The sequence below is a fragment of the Actinomyces sp. oral taxon 171 str. F0337 genome (genome assembly GCF_005696555.1).
Lineage (GTDB): Bacteria > Actinomycetota > Actinomycetes > Actinomycetales > Actinomycetaceae > Actinomyces > Actinomyces oris_E.
Genome location: NZ_CP040005.1, coordinates 1,107,787 through 1,121,234, shown reverse-complemented (window position 1 = coordinate 1,121,234; position 13,448 = coordinate 1,107,787). Strand labels below are relative to the sequence as shown.

The following is a 13,448-nucleotide window of genomic DNA, read 5'->3' as shown; positions in this document are numbered from 1 at the left end:
GCCGCAGGCTCGGCAGCGATCCTGGCCACGGTCCCGTCCGGCTACCGGCGTCGTCGCCTGGCCAGGCGCAGGTCGATGGCGGCGACCCCCGCGGCCACGACGATGGTGGCCACGACGGCCAGCAGACCGGCTTGAGCGGCGACCTCCCAGCCCGAGGAGTGCGAGACGCGGAAGGTCAGGCCCGTGATGACGGCGATGCCGATGGAGGCGCCGATGCGCTCACCGGTCTGGAGGATGCCGCCCGCGGCTCCGGCGTACTCCAGGGGGACGTCGGCCAGGGAGAGGGTCTGGTTCGGGGAGACCACGAGGCCTTGCCCCACTCCGAGGACCAGCAGCGTGAGGGTCAGCCACCAGGGGCTCCACCCCGCACGCGCATGCATGTGCATGATGCCGATGCTTCCCAGCAGCCCGGCCATGCCCAGCACCATGCCGCCGAGCACCATGACCCGCCCCACCCGGATCACCCGGCGGCCGGCGACGGCGGCGGCGATCGATCCCGCCAGGGCGGCCGGGACTCCGATGAGGCCGCTGGCCAGGGCAGTGGATCCCAGGCCTGCCTGGACGTACTGGGCCACGATGATCCACACGCTGGTGTAGCCCAGGAAGTACACGGCGATGGCCAGGCTGCCGTAGGCGAAGGAGGGGATGGCCAGCAGGCTGAGGTCCACCATGGGGGCGCCGCCCCTGGCCCGGTAGCGCTTCTCCCAGGCCACCCAGGCGCCGATGACGCCGATGCCGGCGGCCTCCAGGCCCCAGATCCAGGTGCCGGCCGAGGCCTCCATGAAAGGGATCATGATCAGCAGCGTGCCGACGGCGAGCAGCCCCATCCCCACCGGATCGAGATCGACCCCGCCGCGGTGGGCGGCCCCGGCGCCGGCGCTCCCGGCGGCGTCAGGGCTGTCCGCCTGTTCCGTCTGACCTGTGTCGCTCCCCCTGCGCCAGGCGGAGGCCGGCAGGTACCGGCGCGCTGCCCAGATACCGGCCAGGGTGAGGGGGACGTTGATGAGGAAGGAGGCGCGCCAGCCCCAGTCGTCCCCGAGCCAGCCGATGAACCCGCCGCTGAGCACCGGCCCCAGCGCCACCGAGACCCCGATGACGGCGCCGAAGAGCCCGAAGGCGCGTCCCCGGGCCTCACCGGAGTAGTACTGCTGGATCATGCCGGTCACCTGCGGGTTGAGCAGCCCCGAGCCGACTCCCATGACGACACGGGCCAGGTTGAGGGTGACGACGTCGGGGGCCAGGCCCGAGGCGAGGGAACCGACCCCGAACAGGAGCATGCCGATGACGAAGAGCCGCCCCCGCCCCATGACGTCGCCGGCGCGGCCGGCCGGGACGAGGGCCACCCCGAAGACGAGGGCGTAGCCGGAGACGACGAGCTGGAGCCCGGCGGTGCCCGAGCTCAGGCTGTGGGAGACCGCCGGCAGGATGACATTGACCGAGGAGACGGCCAGCAGCGTGATGAAGGCGGGGATGAGCAGTGTCGGCAGAAGCCGCTCATGATCCGGACGCGATGTCTGGGCTGGGTCGCAAGGGCGAGGCGTGGGCACGTCGAGAGGCTACCGCGTGCCGGCCGCTCACAGCTGTGAGGCCGCGGCGTGCTCGACATCCTGCTGCGCCCGACTGGGAGGCTCCCCGGGGGCGGGCGTGGACCAGGCTCCGGAGCGGATGTCCAGGAGGATGCCGATGACCAGGGCGAGGAGTGCCGGAGGGATCCATCCGGTGGAGTCGCTCCACAGGCCGGTGCGCGCCAGCAGCCTGCTGGGGCCCTCCCACCCGGCGGCGGTGATGGCGGGCACGGAGCCGAAGATCCCGGCTGTGCTCACGCACCACAGGTAGGCGGCCTTGAGCCGTCCCGGTGCCACGGCGTCGACCAGGGTCACGGCGACCAGGGCGATGGCCAGGGGGTAGAGCAGGAACAGCAGCGGCCCGGCGATCTTGAGGATGGCGCTCAGGCCCAGGTTGGCCAGAGTGAAGGAGACGATCGCGCAGGCGGCGAGCTGCCGGTTGAAGGAGACGGCCGGCCAGGCGGTGTAGGCGTAACCGGCCCAGGAGGCCAGCAGCCCCACGGCGGTGGTCAGACAGGCCAGGATGACGATGGCGGCGAAGATGACGACGCCCGAGGTCCCCAGCGTGGAGGCGGCCGCGTTGCGAAGCAGCTCGGTTCCGTCCTTGGTGTCGACGGTGATCTGCCCGCGGGTACGCGTCCCCAGGACGGCCAGGCCGATGTACACCAGCCCCAGGAGTGCGGCGGCGATACCACCGGACAGGATCGTGCCGCGCACCAGGGCCCGAGGAGAGGTCAGGCCCCGTTCACGCAGGGAGGTGATGACGACGATGCCGAAGACGGTGGCCGCCAGGACATCCATGGTGAGGTAGCCCTGAGTCAGCCCGTTGGTCAGGGGATCACTCGCGTAGGGCTCGATGGCCTCGCGCTCCACCCTGGGGGACATCGCGATGGTGACCCCGCACAGCAGGGCCAGCAGGGCCAGCAGGGCGGGAGTGAGCCAGCGCCCGACACGGTCGGCCAGGCGGCTCGGACTGCGGGCGATACTGAAGGACACCCCCATGAACACCGTCACGTGCACCAGCAGGGCCAGGCGGGAGTCCTGAATCCCCAGCAGCTCGAGTACCGGGCGGGTCGCCAGCTCGTAGGCGACCGTCGTGACACGGGCGATGGCGTACAGCGGGCCGATCGCCAGGTAGACCGCCAGCGGCATGACGGTGCCGAATCGGGGTCCCACTCTGCGGGCCAGACCCAGGATCCCCTCACCAGAGGTGGAGACGGCGACCACCGTGACAAGTGGCATGAGCACCCCGGTGGCGAGGAAGCCCACCATGACCGCAATGAAGGACCTGCCCGAGGCGGCGCCCAGCAGGGGCGGGAAGATGAGGTTGCCCGCCCCGAAGAACAGGGCGAAGAGCATCAGGCCGGTCGGCAGGACGGCGCCGACGGCGGTGCGCGTGAATGGCTGGCTCATAGTGGTGGTCGGTTTCTCTTCTCGGATGCGGCGTCGGTGCGACGTCCGGGAGCAGTGTGGGTGGCAGCGGGTCTGACGGGCCTCAGGCGACGGTGACCCGCCCGGTGATCGCGGCCGGTCCGGTCAGCAGCACGCTGCTGTCCTCACCCAGGGGGTCGGCGACCACACGGACCCCGATCTCTCCGCCGGGAACAAGCAGCCGGTAGTCCTCGGGAGCACCCGGACCGGTCCAGGCGTGCAGGGCGACGGCGACGGCGCAGCAGCCCGCTCCATAGGAGAGGGACTCCCCCACGCCGCGCTCCAGGACGCGCATACGGGCAATACCCACCGGCGAGTGGGTGTCGGGGTCGCTCTCCTCCCCCAGCGGCACCACGAGCTCGAGGTTGGTGCCGGCCTCGGGGGCTGGGTCGTAGGCGACCGGGTCCGTGGAGTCGGTGAGCCCGGCGAAGGCGGCCGCCTCGAGCTCGCCCTCCTCCCCCAGGGCGACGACAGTGTGGGGGCCGGAGATCTCCACACTCAGGGCGGCCCGCTGCCCGACCAGGCCGGGGACGACGACGGCCGTGTCCCAGCCCTCGTCGTCGGCCTCCTCGGGGCTGGTGAGGCGGACCGGCCCCATGTCCACGGTCCACAGCTCGCCCAGGCGGGTGATGGTGCGGGCCCCACCGCGCGTGCCGATGGTGACGGACTCGCCGTCGGCGATGGGGCACAGCCCCTCACGGTCCAGGACGTGGGCGAACAGGCGTGCGGCGTTGCCGCTCATCTCGGCCACGGATCCGTCAGCGCGGTAGTAGTCCATGAACCACTCGGCCTCGGGCACCGACGCGGCGAAGGCCCCGGCTCCAGGCAGGGCGGTGGTCCGCACGACGCGCACGAAGCCGTCGGCGCCGATGCCGCTGTGGCGGTCGCAGACCGCTGCGATGTCGGCACCGCTGATGGCGACCTCGCAGCCGGGGTCGACCAGCATGAGGAAGTCGTTGAGGGTCGCGTGGCCCTTGATGAGCTCACGACCGCGAAGACCTGTCGAGTGCGGCATGGCCCCTAGCCTAAGCGACGCCACGATGCTCGCAGACGAGCTCCCACGCCTGCCGGGTCAACCGGGAGCGCTCGGAGTCGGTGCACTGCCCGGTCTCGGTGAGGGCGACGTCGATCCAGTGCAGCCGTGGATCGCGCCGGAACCACTTGATCTGGCGGGAGGCGAGCTGGCGGGTGGCCAGGGCGGTGGAGTCGACCGCCTCGGTCACGCTCATGGTCCCGTCGATGACCGCGAGAGCCTGGGCGTAGCCGATGGCGCGCGGGGCGGTCTCCCCCTCCCGGATGCCCTGGTCGATGAGGGTCTCCACCTCCTCGACCAGTCCGTGCTCGAACATGGCGCGGGCCCGCTCGTTGATGCGCTTATCCAGGAGCCGACGCTCGCAGCGCAGGGCGATGTGGACGGTGGGGGCGATGTCCTCGTAACGGGGCAGGGAGGCGGAGAAGGGGCGACCCGTGATCTCGATGACCTCCAGGGCCCGCACGATCCTGCGGGTGTTGGAGGCCTCGACGCGCTCGGCGGCGACCGGGTCGAGGCGGGCCAGCTCAGCATGGAGGGCGGCCGTCCCCTCCTGCTCAGCGCGCTCACTCAGGCGGGTGCGCACGGCCGGGTCGGTGCCGGGGAAGTCGAGGTCGTCGGTCAGGGCCCTCACGTACAGGCCGGAGCCTCCGGCGATGATCGGCAGGTGCCCCCGTGACTCGACGGCGTCAATGTCGCCGCGGGCGCTGCGCTGGAAGGCCGCCACGGATGCCCGGTCCCTGACGGTGAGGACGTCGATCTGGTGGTGGGGGGCGCGGGATCTCTCGGCGAGGCTGGGTTTGGCGGTGCCGATGTCCATGCCCTGGTAGAGCAGGGAGGCGTCAGCGTTGATGATCTCGGCACGAGTTTCCGGTTCGTCGGCCTGTATCTTCTCGGCGAGGTCGAGGGCGATGGCCGACTTGCCGGTGGCGGTGGGGCCCACCAGGACGAGGCGTGGAAGCCGAGGGGCGCTCAAGGCCTTGGGGCTCATGGCGCTCAGATCTCCGGCAGAAGGGGGCCCACGAGGCTGAGTGCCTGGGTGCAGGCGGACAAGGCCGTGTCCAGGTGGAGGCGCAGCTGGGCGTCGGTGACCCCGGCGGACAGGTCGGTGAGGTAGGTGGCGCGCACCAGCGGGCCGATGGGGGTGTCGACGACGCCGACGGTGGGGAAGAACTTGTCCCGGTTCCAGTCATTGACGCTGGCGGCGATCTCGTCGCGCTGGGAGGCGGGAGCGGCCTGCTCCCAGTCCCCGGAGACCAGGAGCCAGCCGTCGTGCCCCTCAGGAATCTCGATGACGAAGGGGAAGGAGTCCCAGGTGCCCAGGAGGCAGGGGTGCTCGCGGTCGTCGGTCAGCTGGACGCTGTACTCCATGGGGCCGGTGAGCATGGACTCGATCCTTGCCAGGGTCAGTGCCTGGGTCGTCTCATCGGTCGACTCCAGTTCTGAAGTGCGGTCAGCACCCTCTCCGCCCCCTGCCGGGCCCTCGTCCAACCGGCCTGACCCGCTCAACCAGGTGTGCGAGGCGTCGGAGGTCTGCGCCGACGCGGTCGACTGGCCCGGCCCCGACGGGGCACCGGAGTCGGTCAGGTCCGTCGAGTCGGCTGAGTCTACAGGCTCCAAGGGCCCCGCGAAGTACGGTGAGACGGTCGGGGGCTCTTCCTGCTGGTCGCGCGAGTCGCCGGGCCGGCCGCTGACCGGGCTGCTCGGTCGGCTGCTGCGCTGATGGTCCAGCGCCCGCACGTCCCAATCCTTGCCCAGGAGGCGTGCGATAAAGTCGGTGAGGCGTTGCAGTCGCGGCATCACGGCTCCAGGCTTCCGCGCAGCTCGTCGGGGAACTGCTCCTCGGCCTCGTGCATGAGGGCGACGATGAGCCGGCAGCCGCCGAAGACGAAGTCCTCAAGCTGCCGGTCCGTCATCCCCGCCTCGAGGGGGTAGGTGTACTCGCCGTGAAGACGCACTACTCCGCCGTCGGCGACGGTGAGATAGGCCTTGGGGCCAATGCGGGTGGTGTTCCAGTCCTCGACCAGGGCGCGCAGCTGGGCGAGGTGCTCGGTGTCGGCGATGCGGTGCCAGATCCCACGCATCTGGACCGCCCTGGTGTCCTGAAAGATGGCGTGAACGGTGACGTAGCGCCAGGGGATGCCAATGTCGCCCTCATCGTCGATGAAGTAGCGCAGTCCCAGGCGTTTGACGCACTCGTGGATACGGTCGACGTCCACGGGCCTGGGGACCGTGGCGGCGGCAGCAGAGCTGGCGTCGAAGCTGGGCATGCTTCCCAGCCTAGCGGGGCCTACGGGCTGCTCCCCACCGCAGCCCGGCCCGCTCCACCGTCAGCGCAAAACAGACGGGATTCTCAGGCGGCTCCCCGACCCTTTTCCCATCGCTCGCCGTCGGACGCGGAGGGTGCGGGCTGTGCGCCCGGAATCGGCACTGAGCCCGCACCGCACCGCCCCCAAGGCACGCCGCACGCGTCAGAGCTGCTCGCCGATCCTCTGGGAGAACTCCACGAGGCGGTTGGAGAAGCCCCACTCGTTGTCGTACCACCCGAAGACCTTGACCTGACCGTCGATCACCTCGGTCAGAGGCGCGTCGAAGATCGAGGAGTGCGGGTTGCCAACGATGTCGTGGGAGACGATCGGCGCCTGGGAGTACTGCAGGTATCCGACCAGCGGCCCGTGATCGGCAGCCTCACGGAAGGCCGCATTGACGTCCTCGACCGTTGCCGGACGGGAGGTGACCACGGTGAGGTCGGTGATCGAGCCGACCGGGACCGGAACCCTCATGGCAGCACCGGTCAGACGCCCGTCGAGCTCGGGGATGACCAGACCGATGGCCCGGGCGGCCCCTGAGGAGGTGGGAACGATGGAGGCGGCAGCAGCGCGCGCCCGACGCAGGTCCTTGTGAGGTGCGTCGTGAAGCCGCTGGTCCCCGGTGTAGGCGTGGATCGTCGTCATGAGACCGCTCTCGATCCCGAAAGCGTCGTGGAGGACCCTGGCGAGCGGGGCCAGGGAGTTCGTGGTGCACGATCCGTTGGAGAACACGTCGGCTGCGGAGACATCCAGCTGACTGTCGTTGACCCCCAGGACGAAGGTGGGGACGTCACCCTTGGCGGGCGCGGAGATGATGACCTTCTTGGCGCCACCCTTGAGGTGCTGGGCGGCCTTGTCCCGGTCAACGAAGAACCCGGTGGACTCGATGACGACGTCGGCCCCGACCTCGCCCCAGGGAATCTTGGCCGGGTCCGGCTCGGAGAAGACCCTGATGGTCCGCCCGGCGACCTCGAGGTCCTCGCCGTCGGTGACGACGCCGTCGAGATGCCCGGCCACTGAGTCCCACTCCAAGAGCGTGGCCAGCGTGCCTGCGTCGGTCAGGTCGTTGACGGCAACGACCTCGACGTCCGCTGCGCCGGCCAGCGCGGCACGCAGGTATGTGCGTCCGATACGTCCGAAGCCGTTGATACCGATACGAATAGTCATGATCCTTCTCCTTCAGTGAATGGTGGCGCCGGCGGACACCGACGCCGACTTGTCAGGATCAGGAGGAGGTGGACCCATCGCTACCAGGAGCCGTACCAGCGGTCCCGGCCGCTACGCGGAGCAGCTCGAGGGCACCTTGACAGGCCGCGTCATACGGGGCCCTGTCCTGCTCGGCCATGGCCAGGACATAACCGCCCTGAACAACGGCGACCATCGTGCGAGCCAGGTGGTCCGGCTCAAGGTCTACCGGCAGACGCCCCTGCGACCTGGCCACACCAATGACAGCGGCCAGCATCTCGCGAAGCCGGGCGAAGGCCTCGGCGACCGGCTCACGAAGGCCGTCGTCAGCCACCACGGCCTTGTCCTGGGCCATCCGACCGACTCGGCAGCCTTTGAGTGGATCACGCGGGAGGGTGAGGTAGGCACGGAGGATCTCAAGAGGATCCTCAAGGTCCTGGAGCGCGGCCTTCCAGGAGTCCATCTGGACCTGGCAGTTGTGATTCAGGGCTGCCAGCCCGAGATCCCGCTTGGTCGGGAAGTAGTGATACATGCTCCCCTGACCGACGCCGGAGAGCTCGCGAACCGCTCGCGGGCTCGTGGCGCTGTAACCACGCTCCCACATCAGCTCAGCCATTGCCTCAACCAGCTTCTCTCTCGAGTCCACGCCAGAACTGTACATACCTCATCATGACGTACCCCTGGGAGGCACGGTGGCCACCCGAGTCTGCTCCCTCCTGAAACTGATGTGAGAACTGTACATACCTCTAGGTACAGAATGCAAGCGCACTCGCTCACTGAAGGTGTCCTCACGTGGGATTCAGTCAGATGGGTGCGCCCACGCGCAGGGTGGGCAGGCCCAGGCTCACCGGCGCGGTATCGGGCTCGGGCGTGGCGCAGGCCTCGGCCTGGCGGCGCTCCCAGGCGTCTCCGGCGCGAGTGCGTCGCACCTGGAACAGGGCGGGGCCGTCGTCGAGCCAGAGGCGGTCGCCGGGCTTGAGGGCCCCGTTGGCGGCCGCGGCGAACGGGTCCAGCTCGCGTCCGCAGCGGGCGGAGTCGGCGATGAGGTTGTGGGGGGCGCCATGGGTGACGCGCACGCTGACCATGTCTCCGGGGCGCGGGGCTCCGCCGGCGTAGTCGTCCTCGGCCAGCCCCTCGGGCAGGGCGACGTGAACGAGCCGGTTGTCGGCGGCGCGCCCGGAGATACGTGCGGTGACCGAGTCCCGGCGCCCCTCACCCTCGGCGACGAGCACCTCCACGACGCGCCCCTCCTGGCGCTCGTTCTCCTCGTGGGCGATGCGACGCACGAGCGCATCGAGCCGCCGGTAGCGGTCCTTGACGACCTCGACGGGGACCTGGTCGTCGCGGTCGGCGGCAGGCGTGCCCGGGCGCGGGGAGTACTCGAAGGTGTAGGCCGAGGCGAAGCGGGCCTGCTCGACGACGTCCAGAGTGGCCTGGAAGTCCTCCTCGGTCTCGCCGGGGAAGCCGACGATGATGTCGGTGGTGATGGCGGCCTCGGGCATGACGTCCCTGACCTTGTCCAGGATGCCCAGGAAGCGCTGGGTGCGGTAGGAGCGGCGCATGGCGCGCAGCACCCGGTCCGAGCCGGACTGCAGGGGCATGTGCAGGCTGGGCATGACGGCCTCGGTGAAGGCCATGGCCTCGATGACGTCGTCGGTGAAGGCGGCGGGGTGAGGACTGGTGAAGCGCACGCGCTCGATGCCCTCGACTGAGCCGGTCGCCCGCAGCAGCTTGGCGAAGGCACCGCGGTCCCCGAAACCGACCCCGTAGGAGTTGACGTTCTGACCCAGGAGGGTCACCTCGATGGCCCCCTGCGCGGCGACGGCCTCGACCTCGGCCAGGACGTCGCCGGGGCGGCGGTCACGCTGCTTGCCGCGCAAGGAGGGCACGATGCAGAAGGTGCAGGTGTTGTTGCAGCCCACGGCGATGGAGACCCAGGCGGCGTAGGAGGACTCGCGACGGGTGGGCAGGGTGGAGGGGAAGACCTTGAGGGACTCCTCGAGCTCGACGGCGGCCGCGGAGTTGTGCCGGGCGCGCTCGAGCAGGGCGGGCAGGACGTCGAGGTTGTGGGTGCCGAAGACGACGTCGACCCAGGGTGCCCGATCGACGATCCCCTCCCCCATCTGCTGGGCCAGGCACCCGGCCACGGCGATCTGCATGCCGGGGCGCTCGCGCTTGACGGCGGCAAGCTGGCCCAGGTTGCCGAAGAGCCGAGTCGCGGCGTTCTCACGCACGGAGCAGGTGTTGATGATGACGACATCGGCCCCACCGTCACCGGCGTCGGTGGCGCGGGCGGCCGCCTCGGGCACGTCCTCGACGCGCAGGTAGCCTGCCCTCTCCAGCAGCCCCGCCATGTGCTCGGAGTCGTGGACGTTCATCTGGCAGCCGAGCGTGCGCACGTGGTAGGTGCGCGGCCGGTCGCCTCGGGCGTCGAGAACAGGTGCGGAGGTGGTGAGCGTGGTCATCGCCGAGCAGTGTAGGTGGCGGCGGGGCCACGCCCCAGCCCTGACGGACCGTCGTGACCAGATGCACGCCGGCGCGGGACCCTCATCTCTTTCCCGGCGACGGGAGAACCGGGCTCAGGACTTCTTGCGCGAAGCCATCTTGGCGTCATTGCGAGCGGCCTGGGCGAAGGCCGCACCGGGGGCCGCCACGGAGCCGAAGGAGGCCAGGTCGCGACGGAAGACGACGGCGGCCAGCCAGTCCATCATGATGCGCACCTTCCGGTTGAAGGTCGGCATGGCGTAGACGTGGTAGCCGCGGTGAGCGGTCCAGGCGGTGAAGCCGCGCAGGTTCTGGCCCATGATGCGGGCCACACCCTTGCCGATCCCCAGGGAGGCCACGGTGCCGAGGTTCTCGTGGGCGTAGACCGCCAGCGCCTGCTCCCCCTGACCGGTCAGGGTCGCCACGAGGTTGTCGGCCAGGATGGAGGCCTGGCGCACGGCGTGCTGGGCGGTGGGGGCGCAGGTGGCCTGCGGATCCTCACTGGTGAGGTCGGGAACCGCGGCGCAGTCGCCGGCCGCCCAGGCCCCGGGGACGACGACGCCGTCACGCGCCACCTGGAGCGTGGGCAGCGTGGTCACGCGGCCGCGCGCCTCGACGGGCAGGTCGGACTCGCCAAGGACGGGGGCGGCCTTGACGCCGGCGGTCCACACGATGGTGTCGGCGTCGAACTCGGTGCCGTCAGACAGGACGACGTGCCCGTCGACGCAGGAGTTGAGGAAGGTGTTGAGGCGCACGTCGATACCGCGTTCGCGCAGCTGCTCCAGGCCGTAGCCGGAGAGCTCCTCGGTCAGCTCGGGCAGGATGCGGCGCGATCCCTCCACGAGGATGAAGCGCACGTCCTCCTGCTCCACGGAGTCGACGGTGGACACCAGTGCCCGGGCCATGTCCTCGAGCTCGGCGATGGCCTCGACCCCGGCGAAGCCGCCACCGACGAAGACGAAGGTGAGCAGCCGGCGTCGACGCTCGGCGTCCCAGGTGGAGGCGGCGTCCTCGATGCGTGACAGGACACGGTTGCGCAGGGCCAGGGCCTCCTCGACCTGCTTGAAGCCGAGGGCCTGCTCGGCCAGGCCCGGGATCGGCAGGGTGCGGGCCTCGGCCCCCAGGGCCAGGACCAGGTGGTCGTAGCCGATCTGGTAGGGCGCACCCTCCTCGTGGGTGGAGCCCGGGACCGGCGGCGCGATGGTCACGGTGCGCGAGGCGTGGTCGATGCCGGCGACGGAGCCGGTGAGGATGGTGCACCCGGCCAGCGAGCGCCGGTGGGAGGCGATGACGTGACGCGGCTGGATGGACCCGGCGGCGACCTCGGGCAGGAAGGGCTGGTAGGTCATGTAGGGGCGCGGGTCGATGATGGCGATCTCGACCTGGTCGGTTCCCAGGCGGGACCGCAGGGCGCGGGCGGTGCAGAAGCCGACATACCCTCCACCGGCAATGACGACGCGGGGCGGACGGGACCTGCCACCGGAGGAGGAGGCGACGGAGACGCTGGGGCGGGTCGGACGGACGGCCAGGGCGAGTGCGGCTCCGGCGGCGAGAAGACCTGCTGTGGACAGCGCGATGGTGGTGCGGCGGATCATGCGCACAATCTAAGGGGACCCTTAGTTCGACACCACGCTGGGACCTAGTTCCCAGACATGGTTCCTGTCACAGTGCGCGCTCGGGACCAGGCATCTCAGCGCAGCCCCACGATCTGCCCGGTGTCGACGTCGACGTCGATGCGCTCGGCGGCGGGGTGGCTCGGTAGCCCCGGCATGGTCGACAGGTTGCCGCAGATCGCGTAGACGTAGCCCGCCCCGGCGGCAAGGCGCACCTCGCGCACCGGCAGGCACCATCCGGTGGGCACGCCCTTGCGGCCGGGCTCGGCGGACAGGGACAGCGGGGTCTTGGCGACGATGACGGGCAGGTTCCCGAAGCCGTCCCGCTCGTAGGCGTCCAGCAGCCTACCGGCAGCGGGGGTGTAGTCCACGCCGTCGGCGCCGTAGAGGTCGGCCACCTTGGCGATCTTGGTGCGCAGGTCGTCCTGCGGCTCGTAGACAGGGTGGGTGGACGCTGGTTCGCCCGCCTCCTGGCAAGCCTCGACGACGGCTCCGGCCAGGTCGAGACAGCCTTCGCCTCCCCTGGTGACGGGGTGACAGACCATGGCCCGGGCTCCGGCGTCGTGGGCGATGCGCGTCACCTCCTCGATCTCGCTGTCGTGGTCGGTGGGGAAGACGTTGACGGCCACGATCGGGGTGATGCCGAAGCCCCGCACGATCTGCAGGTGCTTGAGCAGGTTGGCGGCGCCGTCGCGCACGTCCTCGTTGTTCTCCTGGAGCATCTGCTCGGGCAGGTCCTTGCCGCTGACGAGGCGGTATCGCCCGCAGTGGGCCTTGAGCGCCCTGATGGTGACCACGACGACGGCGACACTCGGCTGCATACCGGAGACGGCGCACTTGAGGTCGACGAAGCGCTCCAGGCCCATGTCGGATCCGAAGCCGGCCTCGGTGAGGACGTAGCCGCCACGGGCTCCTGCCGCGGCGACGCGGTCGGCGATGACCGAGGAGCATCCGGTGGCGATATTGCCGAACGGGCCGGTATGAACCAGGACGGGTGTGCCCTCACCGGTGCGCAGGAGGTTGGGCTCGAGCGCGTCGCGCAGGACGGCGCACATAGCACCGGCCGCCTTGAGGTCCTCGGCGCTGACCCACTCCCCACTACGGCTCCGGCCGATGACGATGCGCCCCAGGCGCTCGCGCAGGTCGGCCAGATCCGTGGCCAGCGACATGATGACCATGAGCTCGCTGGCCGGGGTGATGTCGAAGGAGGCCTGCCGGGTGACGCCGTCGACCCTCGTTCCCAGTCCGGTGACGATATGGCGCAGGGCACGGTCGTTGACGTCCAGGACCCGGGGCCAGGTGATGGTGCGCTCGTCGATGTCGAGCTCATTGCCGTGGTGCAGGTGGTTGTCGATCATCGCCGACATGAGGTTGTGGGCGGCGGTGATGGCGTGGAAGTCACCGGTCAGGTGCAGGTTCATGCGCTCGGCCGGCAGGATGCGGGCACCCCCGGAGCCTCCAGCGCCACCCTTGATGCCGAAAGTGGGCCCCATGGCCGACTGGCGCAGGGTGAGAACTGCCTGCTCTCCCAGGCGGGTGAGCCCCTGGGCCAGTCCGATGGCCGTGGTCGTCTTGCCCTCTCCGAAAGGCGTCGGTGTGATCGCAGTGACGACGACGTAGTGGGCGGTATTTGCACCACTGCTGCTCACGTGCTCACTGGAATCCAGCACGCGCAGATCGATCTTGGCCACATCGCGGCCGTGGGGAATGACGTGCTCGGCGGCGATTCCCGCTGAGGCCGCCAACGCATGGAGGTCAACCGGGGCGTGGGGGCCGCCAGTAGCCGGAATCACCTGGGTCATGGGACAAGCCTAGTCGGCCGGAGAGAGAG

Annotated in this window: 11 protein-coding genes; all 11 read right to left on the bottom strand. The window is 70.2% G+C overall.

The genetic code is table 11. The annotated features are described in order from the left end of the window. Positions 1 to 41: 41 nt before the first annotated feature. Complete coding sequence (locus FBF36_RS04985; RefSeq protein WP_009398573.1) at positions 42 to 1,547, bottom strand: MFS transporter; 1,506 nt, start codon at positions 1,545 to 1,547, stop codon at positions 42 to 44. 27 nt (positions 1,548 to 1,574) lie between these two features. Continuing rightward, positions 1,575 to 2,978, bottom strand: coding sequence for a branched-chain amino acid transport system II carrier protein (gene brnQ, locus FBF36_RS04980; protein WP_009398571.1), 1,404 nt, complete (start codon positions 2,976 to 2,978; stop codon positions 1,575 to 1,577). An 82-nt stretch (positions 2,979 to 3,060) separates the two neighbouring features. Further along, a complete protein-coding gene (locus tag FBF36_RS04975; protein ID WP_009398569.1) occupies positions 3,061 to 4,011 on the bottom strand; it encodes a diaminopimelate epimerase in 951 nt (316 codons plus the stop codon). A 10-nt stretch (positions 4,012 to 4,021) separates the two neighbouring features. Then, positions 4,022 to 5,017 carry a tRNA (adenosine(37)-N6)-dimethylallyltransferase MiaA gene (gene miaA, locus FBF36_RS04970; RefSeq protein ID WP_009398568.1) on the bottom strand — a complete coding sequence of 332 codons (996 nt, stop codon included), beginning with the start codon at positions 5,015 to 5,017 and terminating at the stop codon, positions 4,022 to 4,024. Positions 5,018 to 5,022: 5 nt separating this feature from the next. Next, positions 5,023 to 5,826 (bottom strand): YbjN domain-containing protein, encoded by an 804-nt coding sequence (locus FBF36_RS04965; protein WP_009398567.1) that lies wholly within the window; start codon positions 5,824 to 5,826, stop codon positions 5,023 to 5,025. Next, the gene (locus tag FBF36_RS04960; RefSeq protein ID WP_009398566.1) at positions 5,826 to 6,296 is read right to left on the bottom strand and encodes a YbjN domain-containing protein; all 471 of its coding nucleotides are present in this window, start codon (positions 6,294 to 6,296) and stop codon (positions 5,826 to 5,828) included. Before FBF36_RS04960 ends, FBF36_RS04965 begins: the two co-directional genes overlap by 1 nt. A gap of 201 nt (positions 6,297 to 6,497) precedes the next feature. After that, positions 6,498 to 7,502 carry a type I glyceraldehyde-3-phosphate dehydrogenase gene (gene gap / locus FBF36_RS04955; protein ID WP_009398565.1) on the bottom strand — a complete coding sequence of 335 codons (1,005 nt, stop codon included), beginning with the start codon at positions 7,500 to 7,502 and terminating at the stop codon, positions 6,498 to 6,500. Positions 7,503 to 7,560: 58 nt separating this feature from the next. Continuing rightward, entirely contained in the window at positions 7,561 to 8,181 is a 621-nt protein-coding gene (locus FBF36_RS04950; protein ID WP_009398564.1) for a TetR/AcrR family transcriptional regulator, read from the bottom strand. A 142-nt stretch (positions 8,182 to 8,323) separates the two neighbouring features. Next, positions 8,324 to 9,985: a tRNA (N6-isopentenyl adenosine(37)-C2)-methylthiotransferase MiaB gene (miaB, locus tag FBF36_RS04945; protein WP_138137225.1), complete on the bottom strand. Its 1,662-nt coding sequence runs from the start codon at positions 9,983 to 9,985 to the stop codon at positions 8,324 to 8,326. A gap of 114 nt (positions 9,986 to 10,099) precedes the next feature. Then, entirely contained in the window at positions 10,100 to 11,599 is a 1,500-nt protein-coding gene (locus FBF36_RS04940; protein WP_009398561.1) for an NAD(P)/FAD-dependent oxidoreductase, read from the bottom strand. Positions 11,600 to 11,694: 95 nt separating this feature from the next. Beyond that, complete coding sequence (locus FBF36_RS04935) at positions 11,695 to 13,419, bottom strand: formate--tetrahydrofolate ligase (RefSeq protein WP_009398560.1); 1,725 nt, start codon at positions 13,417 to 13,419, stop codon at positions 11,695 to 11,697. Between the last annotated feature and the right edge of the window lie 29 nt (positions 13,420 to 13,448).